General features: G+C 42.6%; 23 protein-coding genes, 1 pseudogene and 3 other annotated features. Of the genes and pseudogenes, 3 read left to right on the forward strand and 21 right to left on the reverse strand.

The window, feature by feature from the left end; genetic code table 11:
• Window positions 1-149: 149 nt before the first annotated feature.
• Entirely contained in the window at window positions 150-974 is an 825-nt protein-coding gene (locus tag LS684_RS23595; protein WP_233812064.1) for a GNAT family N-acetyltransferase, read from the forward strand.
• A 48-nt stretch (window positions 975-1022) separates the two neighbouring features.
• On the opposite strand, the gene LS684_RS23600 is transcribed toward LS684_RS23595, so the two are convergent.
• A complete protein-coding gene (locus LS684_RS23600; RefSeq protein ID WP_169215137.1) occupies window positions 1023-1511 on the reverse strand; it encodes a metallophosphoesterase family protein in 489 nt (162 codons plus the stop codon).
• A gap of 19 nt (window positions 1512-1530) precedes the next feature.
• Complete coding sequence (gene metG, locus LS684_RS23605; protein WP_233812065.1) at window positions 1531-3165, reverse strand: methionine--tRNA ligase; 1635 nt, start codon at window positions 3163-3165, stop codon at window positions 1531-1533.
• Window positions 3166-3221: 56 nt separating this feature from the next.
• Window positions 3222-3485 (reverse strand) — a binding site (T-box leader).
• A gap of 132 nt (window positions 3486-3617) precedes the next feature.
• Between metG and LS684_RS23610 the strand changes: the two genes are divergently transcribed.
• A complete protein-coding gene (locus LS684_RS23610) occupies window positions 3618-4214 on the forward strand; it encodes a class I SAM-dependent DNA methyltransferase (RefSeq protein WP_233812066.1) in 597 nt (198 codons plus the stop codon).
• Between the two features lie 65 nt (window positions 4215-4279).
• On the opposite strand, the gene LS684_RS23615 is transcribed toward LS684_RS23610, so the two are convergent.
• The 14 genes from LS684_RS23615 to LS684_RS23680 all read right to left on the reverse strand — a co-directional run bounded on the left by LS684_RS23615 (window position 4280) and on the right by LS684_RS23680 (window position 17378).
• The gene (locus LS684_RS23615) at window positions 4280-4645 is read right to left on the reverse strand and encodes a VOC family protein (protein ID WP_233812067.1); all 366 of its coding nucleotides are present in this window, start codon (window positions 4643-4645) and stop codon (window positions 4280-4282) included.
• A 12-nt stretch (window positions 4646-4657) separates the two neighbouring features.
• Window positions 4658-5662: a S66 family peptidase gene (locus LS684_RS23620; protein ID WP_233812068.1), complete on the reverse strand. Its 1005-nt coding sequence runs from the start codon at window positions 5660-5662 to the stop codon at window positions 4658-4660.
• Window positions 5663-5797: 135 nt separating this feature from the next.
• Window positions 5798-5935 carry a hypothetical protein gene (locus LS684_RS23625; protein WP_169215142.1) on the reverse strand — a complete coding sequence of 46 codons (138 nt, stop codon included), beginning with the start codon at window positions 5933-5935 and terminating at the stop codon, window positions 5798-5800.
• Window positions 5936-6077: 142 nt separating this feature from the next.
• Window positions 6078-6869 carry a tryptophan synthase subunit alpha gene (trpA, locus tag LS684_RS23630; protein WP_233812069.1) on the reverse strand — a complete coding sequence of 264 codons (792 nt, stop codon included), beginning with the start codon at window positions 6867-6869 and terminating at the stop codon, window positions 6078-6080.
• Window positions 6862-8064, reverse strand: a complete 1203-nt coding sequence (gene trpB, locus LS684_RS23635; RefSeq protein ID WP_225003389.1) for a tryptophan synthase subunit beta — start codon at window positions 8062-8064, stop codon at window positions 6862-6864. The genes trpA and trpB overlap by 8 nt, the downstream gene beginning before the upstream one ends.
• A 31-nt stretch (window positions 8065-8095) precedes the next feature.
• Window positions 8096-8701, reverse strand: coding sequence for a phosphoribosylanthranilate isomerase (locus LS684_RS23640; RefSeq protein ID WP_233812070.1), 606 nt, complete (start codon window positions 8699-8701; stop codon window positions 8096-8098).
• Window positions 8698-9486 (reverse strand): indole-3-glycerol phosphate synthase TrpC, encoded by a 789-nt coding sequence (gene trpC / locus LS684_RS23645; protein ID WP_169215146.1) that lies wholly within the window; start codon window positions 9484-9486, stop codon window positions 8698-8700. The genes LS684_RS23640 and trpC overlap by 4 nt, the downstream gene beginning before the upstream one ends.
• Window positions 9487-10512, reverse strand: a complete 1026-nt coding sequence (gene trpD / locus LS684_RS23650; protein WP_233812071.1) for an anthranilate phosphoribosyltransferase — start codon at window positions 10510-10512, stop codon at window positions 9487-9489.
• Window positions 10484-11095, reverse strand: a complete 612-nt coding sequence (locus LS684_RS23655; protein ID WP_169215148.1) for an anthranilate synthase component II — start codon at window positions 11093-11095, stop codon at window positions 10484-10486. Before LS684_RS23655 ends, trpD begins: the two co-directional genes overlap by 29 nt.
• Entirely contained in the window at window positions 11092-12486 is a 1395-nt protein-coding gene (gene trpE, locus LS684_RS23660) for an anthranilate synthase component I (protein ID WP_225003393.1), read from the reverse strand. The genes LS684_RS23655 and trpE overlap by 4 nt, the downstream gene beginning before the upstream one ends.
• 75 nt (window positions 12487-12561) lie before the next feature.
• Window positions 12562-12811 (reverse strand) — a binding site (T-box leader).
• Window positions 12812-12858: 47 nt separating this feature from the next.
• Window positions 12859-13103 (reverse strand) — a binding site (T-box leader).
• Window positions 13104-13194: 91 nt separating this feature from the next.
• Entirely contained in the window at window positions 13195-14073 is an 879-nt protein-coding gene (locus LS684_RS23665) for a GNAT family N-acetyltransferase (RefSeq protein WP_233812072.1), read from the reverse strand.
• Between the two features lie 26 nt (window positions 14074-14099).
• Window positions 14100-15596 carry a phytoene desaturase family protein gene (locus LS684_RS23670; RefSeq protein WP_233812073.1) on the reverse strand — a complete coding sequence of 499 codons (1497 nt, stop codon included), beginning with the start codon at window positions 15594-15596 and terminating at the stop codon, window positions 14100-14102.
• 74 nt (window positions 15597-15670) lie between these two features.
• Window positions 15671-17113 (reverse strand): sodium/pantothenate symporter, encoded by a 1443-nt coding sequence (gene panF, locus LS684_RS23675; protein WP_233812074.1) that lies wholly within the window; start codon window positions 17111-17113, stop codon window positions 15671-15673.
• Window positions 17106-17378: a YhdT family protein gene (locus LS684_RS23680; RefSeq protein ID WP_233812075.1), complete on the reverse strand. Its 273-nt coding sequence runs from the start codon at window positions 17376-17378 to the stop codon at window positions 17106-17108. The genes panF and LS684_RS23680 overlap by 8 nt, the downstream gene beginning before the upstream one ends.
• 355 nt (window positions 17379-17733) lie before the next feature.
• On the opposite strand from LS684_RS23680, the gene LS684_RS23685 reads away from it, so the two are divergent.
• Window positions 17734-18312: a hypothetical protein gene (locus LS684_RS23685; RefSeq protein ID WP_233812076.1), complete on the forward strand. Its 579-nt coding sequence runs from the start codon at window positions 17734-17736 to the stop codon at window positions 18310-18312.
• 72 nt (window positions 18313-18384) lie between these two features.
• On the opposite strand, the gene LS684_RS23690 is transcribed toward LS684_RS23685, so the two are convergent.
• The 5 genes and pseudogenes from LS684_RS23690 to LS684_RS24385 all read right to left on the reverse strand — a co-directional run.
• On the reverse strand, window positions 18385-18636 hold the full coding sequence (locus tag LS684_RS23690; RefSeq protein WP_169215155.1) for a hypothetical protein: 252 nt from the start codon (window positions 18634-18636) through the stop codon (window positions 18385-18387).
• Between the two features lie 21 nt (window positions 18637-18657).
• Complete coding sequence (locus LS684_RS23695; protein WP_233812077.1) at window positions 18658-19056, reverse strand: YxiF family protein; 399 nt, start codon at window positions 19054-19056, stop codon at window positions 18658-18660.
• Window positions 19022-19441 carry an HNH/endonuclease VII fold putative polymorphic toxin gene (locus tag LS684_RS23700; RefSeq protein WP_233812078.1) on the reverse strand — a complete coding sequence of 140 codons (420 nt, stop codon included), beginning with the start codon at window positions 19439-19441 and terminating at the stop codon, window positions 19022-19024. Before LS684_RS23700 ends, LS684_RS23695 begins: the two co-directional genes overlap by 35 nt.
• Entirely contained in the window at window positions 19404-20060 is a 657-nt protein-coding gene (locus LS684_RS24380; RefSeq protein ID WP_489886022.1) for an RHS repeat-associated core domain-containing protein, read from the reverse strand. Before LS684_RS24380 ends, LS684_RS23700 begins: the two co-directional genes overlap by 38 nt.
• A gap of 256 nt (window positions 20061-20316) precedes the next feature.
• Window positions 20317-20454 (reverse strand): annotated as a pseudogene (locus tag LS684_RS24385) (YxiF family protein); the annotation flags it as partial.
• Between the last annotated feature and the right edge of the window lie 14 nt (window positions 20455-20468).

Below are 20468 nucleotides of genomic sequence, written 5' to 3' on the forward strand. Positions count from 1 at the left end.
TCATGCATGGGTGCATGACCCCAATTATTCTTTCTAGAAATCCATTCAAGGATATGGAAAATTTCGAAAGTTTCTATTGTCTAATCAATGTAAGTCCCATAAAATCAAATAAGGAAACACACTACATTTCTACTAATTGGGGATGACTTATGCTTACTTCAAAAAAGCTTGAAGACATTAAGATCTTACAGGGAATTTGCGAAAAACATGATCAAATCAATTTAAAACTCAATTGGGATATGCTTAATAACCGAACAGACAGCCTTGATGATTTCTTTCATTATCATGAAAATCAACTGGTTGGATTTTTAGGGCTGTATGGGTTTGGGGAAACGTATGAATTGTGTGGTATGGTTCATCCGGATTTCCGTGGAAAATCTTTATTTCCAGCTTTATTCGAAGAAGCCATCTTGTCCCTTAAATCCCGACCGGTTCAAAAGCTTTTGCTTAATTCTCCAGGCACCTCCACTTCAGGAAAAGCGTTATTAGAGAAAATGAAAGCTGTCTATGATTTCACGGAATTTGAAATGAAGTGGAAAAAATCACAACTGATGACAACCAGTAGTGATGTTCAGTTGCGAACTGCTTCTGAGAAGGATATAGGGACGATCATTGATCTTGATGAAAAGTGCTTTCAAGTAGTTAGGTCTGACGCTGAATCCTACACAAGGAGACTGCTTGAAGAATCAGGTGAAGGCAATATGATGATCGATCATCGAAATGAAACAGTAGGAAAAATCAGAGTAGAGCGAACAAACGGCCAAAGCTTCATCTACGGATTTGCCATTCTTCCATCCTATCAAGGAAGAGGCATAGGCAGGAATGCCCTGTCTCAAGTTGTCTTGAAGGAGTCCAAGTATACCAATGACATTTTCCTTGATGTAGTAGCAAATAACAGTCACGCACTGAAACTTTATGAGTCCAGCGGTTTCCAAACCTTTTATAGTCAGGATTACTACCGATTCCCTTTATAAGATGTGAATCCGCACCCAGGCCTGACGGATGCGGATTTCTTTCATTGTTCATACATAGAATTTATGCTCTATTTTCCACGAATCCCCAATTGTCAGGATTCCATGTGAGAAGTAAGGGAGTTTGCGCTTATCTGTAGGAGATCCGGGATTAAACAGGAAAATCCCATTCTGATAACGGGAAAACGGGATATGGGAATGACCGAAGATAATCACACCTACATCATCGTGCTGAAACGTTTCTAATGCTCTTTTCTCTGTCGTTTTCCCCGCCCCGTCTCCATGCACCAAACCGATCTTCAGCCCTTTTTTCTCAATGATCATTTTTTGTGGAAGCAGTTCCTTAAGATCCGGATGATCTACGTTCCCGGCTACGGCGATCAGTTCACCGAAATCCTTCAACTGTTGATATATTTCTATCGTTTGAAAATCTCCGGCATGAATGATCAAATCACTTTTCAAGAGATCGATCCTCAGTTCCTCCGGGAGTCCTCTGCTTTTTTTAGGTAGATGGGTATCGGCTGTGACAACGATCTTCATGTCATTCTCCTTTTAGATTTCATTGAGACCCTTTAATCAATCGATTTCGTTCAATTTCAATTTGATCAGGGTCTATCCTGCTGAACAATGGGGCTCTCGCATCAATCGTAATATCCAAAGGCAGCTCAAAGGGTTTCCAATGGGAATCCCCCAGTATGCCAAGCTGTTCTGTTAATTTTGAAGAAGTGAAGGGTAAAAATGGCTGTATGAGATTCCTGAGATTACATATGACGTACAGAAATTCTTCAAGTATGACCTTTCCTCCCTCCCGATTCTCCTTTATAACATTCCACGGTTCCTGTTCATCAAAACGCTTATTAGACCATCGAATGAATTCAAAAATCTCTTCTAATCCCTTTCGGACATATCCTCTTTCAATGTATTGACCTGCTGACTGGAATATATTCGCTGTCTTGCTTTCTACTTCCTTCGATACATACGAAAGGGTTAGATCCCCACCAAATTCTTTTTCATAGAATTTTAACGTACGCTGCACAAGATTCCCCAAAGCTCCTAGAAGTTCACTGTTATGACTATAGATGAATTCTCTCCAGGAAAAATCCGCATCCCTTTTTTCCGGTGCATTGATTGTAAGATAATAACGAATTGAATCTGGATGATAGTTCCCCAGCAGGTCATTGACCCATACCGCCCAATTTCGGCTCGTTGAAATCTTCTTCTTCTCAAGGGTCAAGTACTCATTCGACAGAATATAGTCCGGGGGATTTCTTTCCCCGATGCCCATGAGGATTGCCGGCCAGATAATACTGTGAAAAGGGATATTATCCTTACCGTGAACATAATAGGATGTGGTGGATTCCTGCCAGAAATCCCTCCAGTCACGCTGATGCTTTTCTGCCCACTTCTTCGAAGCAGTTATATATCCACTTACCGCTTCTATCCATACGTATATCTTCTTATCTTTAAACCCGTCGATGGGCACGGCCACTCCATTTTCTAAATCCCTGGTCACAGGTCGGTCATGCAACCCCTCATCTACATAACGCCCCGTAAGCTGAAGAGCATTATCCCTCCATCTGCTGCTGCTTTCCTCCAAATAATTCTGTAGGGGTTCTTGAAAATTTGAAAGTGCAAAATATAAATGAACGGTCGTTTTTAGTACAGGCTCATGACCACACAGGGTACAGCTTTTAGTTCCTAATTCTGTGGGGTCCAGTACGGTTGAACAATGGTCACATTGATCCCCCCTCGCTCTTTCCCCACAGACAGGACATGTGCCTTCCACAAACCGATCAGGCAAGAAACGCCGATCGTGTTCACAATAGGTTTGTTCCACTTCTTTTTCATAAAGCAATCCCCTTTGATATAGAGTCGTAAAGATGCTTTGAACTTCCTGATGATGGTGGGTGTCATCCGTTCTTGTATACTCATCAAAACTAAAGCCTAAACCATGGAAACACCTGAGAAACTCTTCATGATATCGATCAGCAATTCCCTCTATACCAGTTCCTTCCAATCTTGCCCGAATACCGATTGGTGTCCCGTTGCAATCACTCCCTGATACATAAAGGACATCCTCACCCTTCAAACGGTAATACCTTGCAATGATGTCCCCCGGTAACAGTGCCGAGATATGCCCCAAATGTAATGAGCCATTTGCATATGGCCATGCACCGCCTATCAAAATCGTCATGTCTTTTCCTCCTTCAAACATTATAAAAAACCCCTCGTCTCAGATATCAATCGACATCTAAGGACGAGGGGTTTAACTCGTGGTACCACCTTAGTTTATAGCTTGCTCACACAAAACTATCTCAGCAAGTACGGAGTATTTCATACTCTTATACCGTGACAATGATAACGGATGCCCACACCCGTCCTACCCTACACCAAAGTGGTTCGAATAGAATGCTCAGAGATCATCTTCCATAACGTGTCACCCTGCTTCTTTTCAGCTCCCGAAGCTCTCTGATAGGGGACACCCTTACGTACTCTTCTCTTCAACGCCAATAATATTTAAGTATATTATGCCATTTTTTCTACATTTTGCAACAGAATGTTTACGTTTGACGTGATTGAATTGGTGGAAAGAGGAATATACATGATTTTTTTTGAATACAAAAGATTGGAAAAGAGGTGACACCCGTGTTTTCCCTCCAAAAGCAGTTCAAACGCCCGAATGGAGTACTCGGCTGGTTTGTCGGAAAAATAATGGAAGTTGATAACCGCAAAATAAATAATTGGTCCATCAGGCAATTATCTCTACAAGACGGGGACCGTGTCCTTGAAGTCGGGTATGGACCAGGATATTGTATACATCACATATGCAGACGTTTCCCTCGAACTTCTGTGGATGGGGTGGATATATCTGAAACGATGAAGGATACTGCATGGAATAAAAATGCTACCTTCATCGAAAAAGGGAGAGCCCGCCTATTCGTCCATGATATCAGTCATTTCCGGATAAACGACGCCAAGTATGACCGTATCTTCTCCGTCAATAACTATCCATTGTGGAATAATCAGAAAAAATCGCTGTCACATCTATACGACATGCTGAAAACAGGCGGCATCCTGGTCATTACTGTTCAACCAAGAGGTGAAGAAGAGAGGGACAGCAGGGCGATACAATATGGGGAAAGGATTTCGGACGCCCTTCATGAAGCGGGCTTCAAAGACATTACACTTTCCTATAAGAAAGTAAGGCCAGCATTAACGGTCTGTGTAAAATGCGTAAAATAAGGAATAAAAAACCTCCTGAAGAAAACAGCCCTCAGGAGGTTTCATGTATTTCTGTTAGCCTTCTTCTACCCTGTACAAATCATCAGTAAATTCCCATTGATATCCCTGAAGTTGAAATAAGAAAAATCAACAAATGTAGTGAGTTCCGACTCTATTCTTACTCCTTTTTCTTGAAAGCTTTTTCTTACTTCCTCAATTTGTCCCGTATGAAAATTACATAGAGGGACGCTGGAAGCAGATGACGTATATCCCTTCTCTTCTTCAAGAGTAAGAGATGTTTCACCCATCTGGAAAGTATACACCGGCAGCTTATCGATGTATTGATATTGCTCCGGATCCTTTTCAAATCCGAGCACCTCCCCATACCAATCTACAGACTCTTTCAGGTTTGCGACCGGGATGAAAACCGTATTCAGTTTTCTTTCAATCAAGTGAACTCCCCCTCAAGATACCGGATTTTCTTTCAGGCGAAAATCGATTTGTTTTTCATTTACTGTTATTTCTGCCTGTATTCCGTTTGGCAGAACGAACATGGGGTCCGTGTGGCCGAAGTCAAGGTCTGTGACGACAGGAATTTCGTATCCTTCCGTGACACGGGATAAGATCTCAGCTAGTTGATTTTCTTTAAAACCCACATGATCATGAAACCTTCCAACGACTAGCCCATTGATTTCCGCCAAAACCCCCATATGTCTTAATTGGGTTAAGTAGCGGTCGATGGATGACGGGGTTTCATCCGGATCATCTTCAATACATAATATGGATCCCTTCCATTCAGGAAAGTATTCGGTCCCTGCCAGAAGGAGCATGGTTCCCATATTGGCAGCGATAATCTTCCCTTCCGCTTTGCCTGCTTTTACAACCCGTGGCCCTTCATTGCTTACTTTCTCCCTCAATCGATCATCTTCTTCATCCCACCATAAATGTTCCATTACATAATCGGAAGAAGAGTCATATTTCGCCCTTTCACCTTTTACGAACGTTTGAAAGAAATGGTCCCTCGTATACGTCAATAACCCGCCAAACTCGCCAAATTGGGGAAGGACAGCCGGTCCCAGATAAGTGGTAAGTCCTGTCTTCTTATAGATAGCTAGATGAAGAGCCGTTATATCACTGTATCCTAAAAAGATCTTCGGATTTTGTTCAATCAGTCCGAAGTCAAGATGTTCCAGGAGCTGGTGAGAACAGGTTCCTCCTATGGTAGTGATGATGGCTTTTACTTCTTTATCCTTAAATAAATCATGAAGATCGTCCACTCTTTCATCGATGGTACCTGCCATATATTCTTGTAATTTTAATGTGTTTGGCGCCACTTTCACATTGAAGCCCAATCTCTTAAGTTCTTCCATTCCCCGCTTCAGCCTCTTTGGGCAATGAGCTGCCACAGGAGAAGACGGGGAACAAATGCCAATGGTGTCACCCATCGTTAATCTAGGTGGTATCGTCATCCTTTTGACCTCACTATCGAATATGTCTTGTATTGTCAGATTAATAGAAATAGTCGGTATATACAAGGTTTTTATTCTTTTATGTACCGTTCTATAAATGAAAAAGCCAGCCCTATAAGGGCTGGCTGTCATGGATTATTCCTCTGTACCGCTTTCTTCTTCCATGTTTTCTTCCGTTTCCGTTCCTGTGTCTTCCTCGGAGTCGCCGCTGCATCCGGCTGCAAATGTCACTACTGATAGAGCTGTCATCAACATTAATAACCATTTTTTCATTTTAAATAGCCTCCTGTTATGATGCTTTGTTCAACTACACCTTTATCATACTGACTTTCAGAAGAAAAAGAAGACTATTTACCTTTTTTTAACACTCCTTTAGAATCTGTTAATCCAGCTTTTACAAATATCTCTGCCATCTTCACGAATGAAGCGCAGAAGATTTTGTTGCATCGATTAATTCTTTGATGGCATTTAACTTCCCAAGCTGTATCAGTTCGATGATTTTGCTTCCAACGACAACGCCATCACAGCTCGCACTCATTTTCTTCACATGTTCCGGTGTTGATATTCCGAAGCCCGCAAGTACCGGGACGGGGCTGTTTTCTTTCAGCCTGGTCAAGTGATCTGAAACGGTGTCTTCAAATCCTTCTCTCGTTCCGGTAATACCGTTGATTGTAACCGCATAAAGGAACCCTTCTGTCACGGAAGCCAACTTCCGGATTCTTTCTATTGGACTCGTCAGTGTTGCCAATTGTATGATGGCGATCTCATTTTCATTTGCCGGCTGTTTCACTAAATCATGATGTTCAAGTGGCAGGTCAGGAATGATCACACCGTCCACCCCTGCAACAGCACAATCCTGAAAGAATCGTTCTACCCCATATTGATAAACAGGATTTACGTAAGTCATGAATAGTATTGGAATCCCTATTTCTGCTCTCCTTTTCTTCAGCAGGTTAAAAACGTTTTGAAGTGACGTTCCTTTTTCCAGGGCACGTTTTCCTGCCTGCTGGATAATCGGACCATCGGCTACGGGATCTGAAAAAGGGATCCCCACTTCAATCGCAGTCGCACCGGCATCTTCGAGCATTTTGAGAGTTGAAATTAAGGACTCAATCCCTCCATCTCCAGCCATCACATAAGGGATGAACAATTTATTTCCAGTTTCCATTTCTCCTTGAAGCTTGTTATCTAGAAATGATTTACCCATGTTGACTACCTCCCAGTAACTCCTTTACTTGCTCTACATCTTTATCCCCTCTGCCGGACAGACAAATCACCACTGATTCTTCACTCTCCATGGTTGCCGCTAGTTTCACTGCATACGCTACGGCATGGGAACTTTCCAGTGCAGGTATAATCCCCTCCGTCTGGGATAATTGCTTAAAGGCAGCCAGCGCCTGCACGTCAGAAACAGCTGTATATTGAACTCTGTCAATCTCCTTTAAATAGCTGTGTTCCGGTCCAACGCCCGGGTAATCGAGGCCTGCTGATATGGAATGTGCTTCTTGTATCTGCCCTTCCTCATTTTGCAGCAAATACATCATGCTTCCATGAAGGATACCGACAGACCCTTTCGTTAATGTGGCTGCATGTTGATCGGTTTCAACCCCGCTTCCTGCTGCTTCCACACCGTATAAATCCACTTCTTTATCTTCTAAAAAGGGGTGGAACATGCCGATTGCGTTACTTCCACCGCCAACACAGGCTACAATGGCCTTTGGCAGACGCTGTTCCTTTTCAATAAATTGACGCTTCGTTTCTTTCCCTATGACACTTTGAAAATCCCGAACCATCTTTGGAAACGGATGGGGCCCCAATACGGACCCCATGATATAATGAGTGTCTTCGACATTTGCCACCCAATATCGCAAGGCTTCATTGACTGCGTCTTTTAATGTGGCGCTTCCCTGTGTCACACTTACGACTTTCGCACCTAGAAGTTCCATTCGAAAAACATTTAACTTCTGTCTCTTGATATCTTCCTCCCCCATGAAAATGACGCAATCAAGGTTTAAAAGTGCGCATACGGTAGCGGTGGCGACACCGTGCTGTCCAGCTCCTGTTTCAGCGACGATTTTTCTTTTACCCATGCGTTCTGCCAGGAGTGCCTGGCCGATTGTATTGTTTATCTTGTGGGCTCCCGTATGATTTAGATCTTCACGCTTTAAATAGATTTTTGCTCCTCCCACCTGTCTGCTTAGATTTTCAGCCAGGTAGAGTGGATTTTCCCTTCCCACATAATCTTTTAAATAGTTTTGAAACTTCTCTTGGAATTCTTGGTCCTGTACCGCTTCATCATAAGCCGTTTCCAATTCCTGAACGGCCTTCATCAAGGATTCGGGGACGAACCTTCCTCCAAATTGTCCAAATAACCCTTTTTGATCTGGTTGTGCGTAAATCATTTACATTCCTCCATTCAGTTCAATTAAGACCTTACAAACTCTTCGCTTCCCGGATGAAAGATTGAATCTTTTTCCGATCCTTTCTTCCCTCCGTCTCTACTCCGCTTGAAACATCGACCATATAGGGACGGACCTTCGTAATGGCTTCCCTGACATTCTCCGCTGTAAGCCCTCCTGCAAGGATCATCTGTTGATGGTAGGTCGAAGCATCGGCATAACTCCAGTCGAACGTCGTCCCATTGCCTCCCCGGTATGGTCCATTTCCACTATCCAACAGAATCAATCCACCACCAAAGTGTCCAACTCCCACTAAATCTTCTTTTTCCTTTACTCCAATCGCTTTGATATAGGGAAGACCGAGATCATGACAAAAATCTGCCGATTCATCTCCATGGAGCTGAACATAATCCAGATTCACGTCCCTATAGATTTCTTCGAGGAACTCTTTCGTTTCATTTACAAACACGCCTATTTTCATCACTTCAGATGGGAGTCCAGCACATATATGCGCTGCAGATTCTACATCAATTTTCCTTTTACTTTCTGCGAACACAAACCCCAGTGCATCAGCGCCGGCTTCAAGTGCCCAGCGAGCTTCCATTTCGTTTCTGATTCCACATATTTTCACTTTTGTCATTTCGCCACACCTTTACTTACTTGAAGAGACTTCAGTTTAGCAGCTGGATCGTGACTTCTCATTAAGGTTTCACCCACTAGAACACCGTTAGCCCCTGCATTTACTGCCCTTGTGCAATCATCCTCATTCCTTATGCCACTCTCACTGATGAAGACGACATCCTTCCCCTTGATCATTGTTCCGAGTTCTTCAGTGGCGTGAAGATCTACTTCGAAGGTCTTGAGGTTACGGTTATTCACACCAATCATGTTTGCACCCAACTCAATCGCTGCCTTCATTTCTTCTGCATGATGAACCTCCACTAACACTTCCAGATCACATGTTGCAGCATATGAATATAATTCTCGCAGTCTTTCATTCTCTAAAGCCGCTACGATCAAAAGGATGACATTTGCCCCGGCGTCCTTTGCACGGTCGATCTGTATTTCATCAATGATAAAGTCTTTACACAGAATAGGGAGACTGACGGCTCTGCGAACATTTGCCAGATCTTCCATGCTCCCTTTAAAGAATTGAGAATCGGTCAACACTGAAATGGCACAGGCTCCGGCTTCTTCATATTTCCTTGCCTGAACAACAGGATCCACTTCTGTTCGTATATCTCCTTTTGATGGAGATGCCCGCTTTATTTCGGCAATGACCTGCAGTCTTGATGCCGCCTTCAGGGTTTGGAATAATGATGGAGGTGGTACACTTCCATGTTGGTAGGATGCATATCCTTCATTCTTTAACTGTGTCACTTCCTTTTTCTTCACTTCAATGATCGTTTCCAGAATGGTAGACAATTAAATCACCTGCTTTCTTCGTTGTCGGCTGAAATGAACCACGGATTGATAGGTTTCATTGGCCCGGCCGCTTTCGATGCTTTCTCTTGCAAGCTTCACACCTTCTGTAAAGGTGGAGGCTTTCCCATGTGCATAGAGGGCAATTCCTGCATTGAGGAGGACTGTATCGGTATAGGCCCCAGGTTTTCCTTCTAATACTTCCTGTAGAATTCTGGCATTCTCTCTGGCATCCCCGCCTCTAATCTCATCCATTGAATAATGTGGTAGTCCTACATCTTCTCCTGTCAGAGTGAGTGAAGTCAGTTCACCATTCTCAAGGAGAACAAGGTGATTTTCCCCAGCTAAAGAGGCTTCATCCATGTAATCGGCCCCGTTCAGTACAATCGCGCGCTTTCTGCCCAATTCATGTAATACTCTGGCCACCGTTTCCAATTTATCTCTTCTGAAAACCCCCACCAGCTGCGTCTCCAGGTGGACCGGATTGGTCAGGGGGCCAATCAAATTAAAGATAGTTGGAATCTTCATTTCCTTTCTTATGTTCATCACCCTTTTCAATCCTGAATGAACGAATGGAGCATATAAAAAGGCTATATTGGATTCATTCAGCAGCTTTTCAATTTCATGGGACTGGAAATCGAGGGAGATCCCTAAATGTTCCAATACATCCGCACTTCCTGTTTTACTTGATATACTTCTGTTCCCATGTTTCGCTACCTTTACTCCTGCGCCGGCAAGGACAAATGCGCTTGTTGTACTGATATTAAAGCTCTGAGATCCATCCCCTCCTGTGCCGCAGTTATCCATTACATCCGGCATGGTGCTCATAACCGGCATTGCTTTCTCCCTCAATACTTCCACGAGAGCCGTCATTTCATCAACCGTTTCCCCTTTCATTTTCAGAAGGGTTAGGAAACAGGCAATCTGACTCTCTGTCGTCTCTTCAAGGAAGACTTCCTGAACTGCTCTTCTCATCTCATCTCTTTCTAAGGAATGACCGCTAGATAGCTTTTGTAGATATGGTTTCACGGTTATTCTCCTTTCTCATCTCATTTATAAAGTTCTGAATGATTTTCTTCCCTGTCTTCGTCCCGATGGATTCCGGGTGGAACTGGACCCCGAATAATGGATGCTTCATATGCTTGATCGCCATGATTTCTCCATCATCCATGGCCATGGCCACAGTCTCTAAAGGTGGAGGCAGCGTCCCTTTCTTAATCACCAGGGAGTGATATCTCATGACCTCCAAAGGCTGAGGCAGATAATCGAATAATCCTCCTCCACTGTGTTTGATCAGGGAAGTTTTACCATGCATGACTTTGCCGGCTATTTCGATTGTTGCACCGAATACCGTTCCAATTGCCTGATGACCCAAACATACCCCGAGAATCGGCACACTAGCGTGAAGATTCTGTATAATCGGGATACAGACCCCCGAATTTTCCGGCTTCCCCGGACCTGGAGATAAAATGATCCCCGACGGGTTCAATTTCTTGATCTCTTCCAAAGTAATTTCATCATTTCGTTTCACGAGGACGTCTTCACCAAGTTCTTCAATATATTGATACAGGTTATACGTAAAGGAATCATAGTTATCGATAAGAAGAATCATCCCGTCACCTCCAGTAATGATTTTGCTTTATTCATCGTTTCCTCATACTCGCTGGCTGGATCTGAATCATAAACAATCCCGGCACCTGCTTGAACATATGCTGTTTTATCTTTAAGGACCATCGTCCGGATTGCAAGGGCAAAATCCAGATTCCCATTCACCCCGATATAGCCGACGGCTCCCGAGTATACTCCCCGCTTTCTGATTTCCAACTCATTGATGATTTGCATCGCCCTGATCTTCGGCGCCCCGCTGACAGTACCTGCCGGCAGACAGCTTGTTAATGCCTCAAGTGGGGTAACATCCTCTTTCAATACGCCTTTTACCTCTGAAACGATGTGCATAACATATTTATATCTTTCTATCGTTAAATATTTGGAAAGGGAAATGGAGCCGATCTCACATACCCTGCCTAAGTCATTCCTCCCCAGGTCCACCAGCATCCGGTGTTCAGCAATCTCTTTCTCGTCTGTAAGTAATTCCCTCTCAAGCTCCACATCTTCTTGTTGTGTTTTCCCTCTAGGCCGTGTTCCGGCGATAGGGTTTGTCGTGATCTCCCTCCCCTGAATTTTCAACAGGCTTTCGGGTGATGCACCCAACACGACATACTCTTCGAAATCGATAAAGAACATATAGGGTGATGGATTTGATTTTCTTAAAGACCTGTAAAATAAGAAGGGATCATCAGAAAAGGCGGCCTGCAGTCGCTGGGACAGTACGACCTGGAATATCTCTCCTTCCCGGATCGATTTTTTTGCTGTCTCTACTTTCTTCATGAATTCACTTTTCGACGTTTGAGAATGAAATGAAAGCCGACTGAGTTTTTCTTTATGACTTTCTAAGTACACACTGGAAAGCTCCTTTTCCACTTCTAGTACCTTTCCATCAAGGCATTCCTTCGTTTCTTCTGTCCAATCATTCATGGCGACAATAAAGACTTTGTGCTCAAGATGATCGAAAACGATGACTTTCTCATAAAACATTAAATGTATGTCCGGCATCCCCAATTCGTCCTGTGGGGTTATCCCGATTTCCTCATATAGCCTGATCACGTCATATCCAAGATACCCGATTCCCCCACCGGCAAAAGGGAACGGGACATCCTTCAGATCGTGGTAAGGAATAAGTCCCTGTATGATTTCAATGGGATCTCCCTCTATTATTTCTCTTTCAGTTGTCGAGTTTTTTTGTAAATGAACGGTATTTCCATACGCTCTGCATTCAAGAAATGGATCACTTCCCACAAAGGAATACCTCCCGGATTGTTCATGCTTCAATGAACTTTCCAATAAAAATTTCTTTTTACCCTTTAATGATTGAAAAAGGGATATGGGTGTAAAGATATCTCCGTTTAATTCTTTCACTACATAATTCACTGCTAGCTGATTCATCGTGTCCAATCCTCCAGTTTACTATTTACAATAAAAAAATAAAAAAAAGTCCCCTATGAACAGAAAAACCTGTTCATAGAGGACGATGCTGACCGCGGTGCCACCTCTTGTTGGGATGCACAAACGACATCCCCTCTTGTTTCAAGTACGGGGCGTTTTTACCCGATACTCTATCCCTTTAACGGCGGAATTCCGTACAGCCCTACTGTTATTCAGACCGTCTCTCATAAGTCCATTCCAGACAAGCTATCATGCCAAGGTCTCACCATCCCCGGCTCTCTGTCATGCATCACTTGAATGTACTCCTCTTACTCTACGATTTATCAGTATTTAGTTATAAAAAAAAGAGCATCTCAAATCCATTTACATCATGTAAAGGACGAGATACCCGTGGTGCCACCTTTGTTGACTGCCTAAACAGTCCACTCAATCGTATCGAAGCTATAGCTTGAATACGCGTCTTTTGTAACGATAAGACATTCGCCAAAGCCTACTCTCCATGATTTCGGTTTGGAAGCTCGGAAGTCCATTCCCTAAGATCGTTCACACTGGTTCGCACCAACCACCAGCTCTCTTTAGTGTCGATCAAAGGTACTCCTCTTCGTCAAAGCCGTTCGCTCATTTAATTAATTGTCTATTATACTAATCCCTTTCATCTCTAATGTCAACTGTTTATATAACTTATTATTCACTGTTTCATGAAGCGGTTCATGCAATCGATATCATCAAGGAATCACAAACGGGCTTGTAACCGATTTCTTTATAGATCTTGTTGGAAGTGGGATTATCAAGGTCCGTATAGAGGGTGCAGAAAGAATAATCCTTGAGTAATAACCGGCTCAATTCCGCTACAACAGAAGAAGCATACCCCTTTTTCCTTTGATTTAGGGGGGTGTATACAAAGTTTACCGTTATGCCATTTTCCGTTCTTCTTGCTCCCCTTGCCATGGAGACCGGTTCTCCATTCACTTGCCAAAAATACACATAGGATTCATTTTCAATCATATCCCCCGCCCTCTCCAAGGCCTCATCATAACTCATGGGAAGAACTTCGGTATCCTGGACAAACCCATAGATCCACCGGGCAAGGATTTGTTCATGCCCCTTCTGTACCGGCACCAAATCACCTTCACTCATTGGAATATCATTCACTTCATTCAATTGATAGACACGCTGATTCATCTTTACCTCAAAACGATCTCCGGTAACATGACACCATGCATGTGTTAAATGAAGTGCAGTTTCTTTTTCTGCAACAAAACCGGGAAACGTTACTCCATTCGCTTCACAAAAACCTTGAAGCTGTTCGACAATTCCCTGAATATCCTCTTTTCCCACCTTAAGTGTACTGACAAGATAATGAGGAGGCGTCATAATAAATGATCCCACCACCGAGTGACTCTCATCTTCCACTAACAGAAGCAATGGATCTTTGTAGTTATCACTCAATATCATACTGTTCAATAATCCAAGTGGCAGGTTATTGGCTGCTTCATTTTCCATGAGCAGCGTATAGACCCTCTCTTTAAAAGTGGCTGCGTCCCTATACTTTGTCAGTTTAAACATTTCATCACCCCATTTCTTCATTCGACCTGCACCGGTGAAAAACCTGCTTAAGCCGGCAAAGTTCTTCCGGTAATGGAATTAAATACATGGTAGGCACTGACCGATACGCCAATGGTTCCCGCACCTGGAAAGACCGAGTCGCCGCACATCCAGATGTTCTTCAAGGAAGTCCTATGGGAAAGACTATTAAATAGGGCATGGTCGATGGTTTGGGGAAATCCCCCGACCATGCCTCCAGGCCGGCCTGTAAATCGTTCCCAGGCTTTCGGTGCCCCGGGATACACTTCCACCATACCATTCCTAATCGAAGGAAGGACCGTCTCTATGGAACGAACCATCTTTTCCTGAAGTCTTTCTTTATAAGAGTCATATTTTTCTTTGGTGCTCCATTTTTCCAATTTTGTATGGGTTGATACGGTTAGGGTACGAAACCTTTCAGGAGCACGCTTCCTGTCATTTTGATGGGATAATGAAAGGAAAAGGTGGTCCCCCTCTGTCATATTTCCATTTTTACTGGTGCAAATTTGTGAGTACAATGGAAAATGTTCTGGTATTGATTCTTCTTTAAGTAACATGTAGAGGGACATGGTTCCCCATAATGCTTCATTCTCTTTGCCTTCTAAATACACTGCTAGTTTTTGTCTATAGTGTGAAGGAAACAGACCTTTCAAGGATTGAACAGGAATATTGCATATAACATGGTCTGCACGGTATTCACTTCCTCTATGGTCAACGACTACCCACTTATGATCCTGAGGGTCACAATTAATACCAACTACCTTTCTGCCTAAAATCGGCTTAGCTCCAAAAGTTTCTGAGGCCCTAACAAGAGTGTGGGCAATTTGAAACAGCCCGCCTTCGAGGTAATAGGCTCCTTCGTGATAAATATCCAGAGCTAGGCACCCGAGGATTGATGAACACTGATCGCTGGTTGTTTGCATACTATCAATAAGCTGGCCGTCAATAAAATGCTTAAAGGAAGGGTGGTCGTGAAGCTTACATTTCTCCAATAAGTCGATCATGGTCTGTTGAAGTCGAGGAAGAAGTCTAATGGATCCAGGTCGTAAGCTAAGGATGAGCCCCTTCCATTCTCCTATGGTTTTAGGCGGAAGGGCCGGAAGGGAAATCATAAGCTTTCTGATTTCTTTCGCTACCTTGTATACTTCTGAATAAAATCGCGTCAGATTATCTGAGATTTCAGGGAAGACTTTCATCAATTCATGGACATGTTCTTTCCTATTTCGGTGAAAGCTCAGGGTTTTGTCCGGAAGATGAATATCCATGACCCTTTCAAGCAATTGAGAATGAGGGGGTTCTACCTCCAAATAGTTAAAAATCCGGTTATGGAGCCCCCCATTTTCAAAGCCCATGCCAAGAGTCGCCCCTACAGGAAATAAGGCTTTCCCTCTTTGGAATTTACCTGCGCATCCTCCCCATTCCCTGGAAGCTTCTAACACCAGTACATCATAATCTGCCTTCCCAAGAAGGGCAGCAGCTGTGAGTCCGCCAATTCCTCCACCAATGATGACAACTGATTTCTTCATAGTCTCATTCATCCTTTTCTTGATACTACCATCCAATGTACTTTATTATCTTCACAATGACAAAGATGGATGGGTTAACCCCATCCATCTTGTCGAGATTGTTGTTGAGTTGATAATGAAACCAGTACATACATGCAAAAGGAAATGATGACCGGAAATATGACTGTGTGCATGTCCAGATAATTAGGTGCGAAACTGTGAAACAGGACGTACGATAGAAGTCCTGAAATCATTGAAGCCATGGCGCCATGTGCGTTCCCTTTTCTCCAATATAAACCAAGTACAATAGGCCAAATGAATACTGCTTCAAGACCACCGAATGAAAACAGATTCAGCCAAATAATTAATTCAGGTGGGCTTAACGCCATTAAGAAAACAAGCACCCCCGTTACACCGGTCACCCAGAAGCTTATCGTTTTGACCTGTTTCTCTTTCGCCTCTTTGTTGATGAAATTCATATACACATCTTTCACGATGGCCGAGGATACGATCAATAATAAGGAGTCGACAGTTGACATGATGGCGGCCATGGGTGCAGCCAGGACGATTCCGGCAAGCCATGGTGGAAGAACGTCTAATGCAAGAAGGGGCATGACCTTATCAGCCACTTCGATCCCGGGTATCACCGCTCTTGCCATCACCCCTATTAAATGCATTCCGAGCATGATTGAACCGACTACAATCGTGCCGATTATTAATGCCCTGTGCAGGGACTTCGAACTTTTATAGCTCATGGCCCTTACTGCCACTTGAGGTAAACCGACAACGCCAACCCCCACAAGAACCCAGAATGAAGAAATATACCTGGCGCTCAATTCTCCATCCGGTCCATATGGCGTCAACAGATTAGGATTTTCTGCTTGCAATTCCAACATGATTTTTTCCATGCCACCGCCTGCAATGATGGTGGCTACCAATAAAATGATGGTCCCCCCAAGCATGACCACCCCTTGGACGGCATCAGTGATCGCTACAGCCCGAAAGCCCCCGATGATAACGTAAACAAGAACGGCAACAGCGAACAGGAAAAGGGCACTCTCATAGGATAAACCTGTTAATGATTCAATGAGCCGTGCTCCCCCCACCCATTGAGCTATCATAGCTGAGAATAAAAATAGGATAATGCTTACGGCTGACAGTATCGTGATTTTACCGCTCCCATACCTGCCCTGCAAGTAATCGATAAGGGTGACAGCCTTGTATTTACGGGCCATTATCGCAAACTTTTTTCCAAGGATGAGAAGGACAAAGTAACCCGTTACAACCTGTGACATGGCTAATAGAACCCATGATAAACCATATGTATATGCTGCTCCCGGACCTCCGATGAAACTGCTTGCACTTCCATAAGTGGCAATCATGGTCATAGCCAAAATAAATCCACCAAGCTGGCGGCTTCCCAAGAAATATTCCTGAACGAAGGATTCGGCCCTGCTTACTTTTCTTGCCGTAAATATCCCCACTAGAAAGATCAAGACTAAAAAAGCAAATAAGGGAATCAATGCCATACTATTCATGATCTTCCTCCTCATCAAAAGGAATATCGGTAAGCAGGTACTTTACGACAATCATCACGATAAAGACCATAAGAATAAAACCAACTATGCAGCTATAGAAAAACCATGAGGGCATACCTAGAATCCAATCATAATCTGAAACCGCCTGCCCCCCCATTCCAAATGCAAAACCATACCACCATAAAAAGTTTATAAGAACGAGTGCGATCCCAATAAGTGCCTCAAACCGGGCAACCTTGAACCGTTTATCTTCTTGATGATTCACTTACTCTGCTCCTTCCTTTACACATACATTCTTTAACAATTTACGACAAGGGGCAATCAATTGCAATCATAAAAGGAGAGAAGCCCAAGTTACTGACTTGGGCTTCTCTCCTTTGTATATGATTAAAGGGGGTTTTTCATAAACCATTCTCTCTATTGAAAGAGGGGGAACTCTTTTGTTTAAATGAGAATGATTTTCAATATCATTGTAATTTCTCCGCTGCTAAAAGTCAAGAAAAAACTTATCACTTAGAAAGGAAATATTTGGTGTTCTCCAATGTGAATTATGGTAAAATTCTAAATTGAACCACAATGATGTTCACACCATATAGAGAAAGAATCGAGGGAGATATTAGTTGAGAGCGAAATTGAAGGCATTTGGTATTCCATTACTGTTAATCGTTCTGTTAATCGGGGCACTTTTTTTCCACCAGCTGCTGCAAGTCAAAAAACAGCCCCATTCAGATTGGAGCAGGTCCATGCCGTTAAATTATACCTCTGAGGAGCGACCTGTTTCATTCCTTGGTGAAGAAGCTTTATTCTTAGCAAGTAATGGGAAAATTACCGGATTTTCTTTGGAGGATCCAATGGGTTCCAGCAAGGGATCGACACTGGAAACAAGTGTAACGCGAGGGTATCCTTTTTGGACAGACGGCAATATGGTCATTCATTTCAAAGAAGGTCAGATCATTTCTACACAGAAAAAAGAAGAAACCGTACTAGCAGAGGAAGCAACTGATATCAGCACAACAAAGAATACTATCTACTATTGGAATAACGACAGGTTATTCTCTCTTGACCCTGATGATTTATCAGTGACAGAGGTTTACCGTTTTTCAGGAGACATTCTCCAAGCATATATCGGTGATACCGGCAGTGCCATTATACAAGTAAGGATAGATGACGGTCATGCCCACCTCTTTTACCTGACTTAATCTTATACTTGTTCCATTATTTTTAGTTGTCATTACTCGTTTGGCGTCAGAATAGACGACATTGGTCACGCTTCATCGTAGATCATAGTGATAGAAGAAATATTGATTCTTGTAGTTTCCATCAAAGCGCTTAGATGCGACAATATCAACGGCAGGATTCAATACGTTCTCTGTGGTTTTCTGATGATTCTCATCCGTTGTATACAAGACGGCATCCTCATCATACACATAGTTCGTGATGATCCCATTTGTATCCCGCTGAACACGTTGTCCGTCTCCATTAATATAAATTAAAGTAAAAAACCTTGAAAGACATTTAGCCAATCAAGGTTCTCATATTTCTCCTTATGATAGTCCCCAAACACTTAACTCATAAAAATATTCCGTTCGTTCAACAGACAAACCAAAATTAAAATTTTCCGCAACTAGGATAAAATCTCCATATCCAATTGAAAACTTTGTTAACTCAATGATTTCGTTTAAGTGACTAAATACTTCATTAACATAAACCAACACTGCTTCTATTTCGTTTTCTCTAAAAAACAATAGTCTTCCTTGTTTTGGTGTTTCTTCGATATTATCAACAATATCATTTAACAATTGTATTGATTTTTTAATATGTTCTTTATAGCTATTTCCTTGCAATTGAATCTTATTTTCCTTTGTGTTAAGTAATGAAAACACATTCTTACAAAATAAATCGTTATCTTCAATATCTAAAAATGGTTCCTCTGTAAGATTCATGAAGTTTATTTCTTTCAACAAATTCTTCCGGGGAATGTCCAGGATACTGATTATATCTTCCTTTTTCCAATGGGCTTCCCTTTAAATCATCAGCGCCATGAAAATGAGGACCTCTCCCGAATTTATCCTCTCGGTGCTCTATGATATATTTTTTCATACCATCTATTTCAAATTCATATACTCTTCTATTCTCAGTTGTTCCATCATAAACATTGACAGGTTTCTTGTGCTGAGTAGAGTTAGGTATTCCCGCCCTTCTCTTGGCATCCCTGAATGCTCCATTTTTTGTTAATACCTTATCAATTTCATCCGTACCCTTAAGAAACTTACTAGAGGTCCGCCCAGCCTTAATCCCATTCTTTAGGATACTTCCACCTGGTAACACCGCAACCCCACTTAATGCTGCGTTTTGATAATCTCCATCCGCAAGATAGATCAGCGCATTCACCCCATCGGATACAGCTCCCAATGGACCGGGGACGTTTCCTGCCAGATCTAGGCCATTCTGAACCCACCCAATTTTTCATGGATCTCCGTTTGGAAGAGGATCCTGACGATTTCGCCTGTACCTTTGCTTTCGCTCTCTGGGCGGACGGTTTACTCTGTTTATGGCTACTTGGCGTACTTCGGTAACTAGTACTTGGTTGACTCGGTGCGGCAATGTATTTACCTGTTGGCAAGATCTTATTCCCATCAGGATCTACATGATAATGGCCTGTCGGATCCACAAAGTTAATCGGGTTATTGCTGGTGTAGGTATACAAATGCTGCGTCCATGGATCGAATACGTTCCCAGAATACGTGTCTTGGGAGATAAATCGTCCCGTGTCCGAACTGTAATAACGGGAATTCATATAATGAAGGCCCGTTGAGGTATCCTGCACGGTTCCGGTAAACTTCACATCGTTTTGGAACGTTTTATCGCCCACTTCTTTGATGTTTCCAAAGTCATCATAATCGTATCCTTTGACTCGTTTGGCGTCAGAATCAACGACATTGGTCACACTTCCTCGTAGATCATAGTGATAGAAGAAGTATTGATTCTTGTAGTTTCCATCAAAACGCTTGATGCGACAATATCTCCGGCAGGATTTAATACATTCTCTGTGGTTTTCTGATGATTCTCATCAGTTGTATATTGGTTCGCATCATCATACGTATTATTCGTCGTTGTCTCACTCAAATATCAGCTGATTTAGTATAAATTAAAGTAAAAAACCTTGAAAGACATTTAGCCAATCAAGGTTCTCATATTTTTCCTTATGATAGTCCCCAAATACTTAACTCATAAAAATATTCCGTTCGTTCAACACACAAACCAAAATTAAAATTTTCCGCAACTAGGATAAAATCTTCATATCCAACTGAAAACTTTGTTAACTCAATAATTTCGTTTAAGTTACTAAATACTC

The organism is Cytobacillus spongiae, assembly GCF_021390075.1.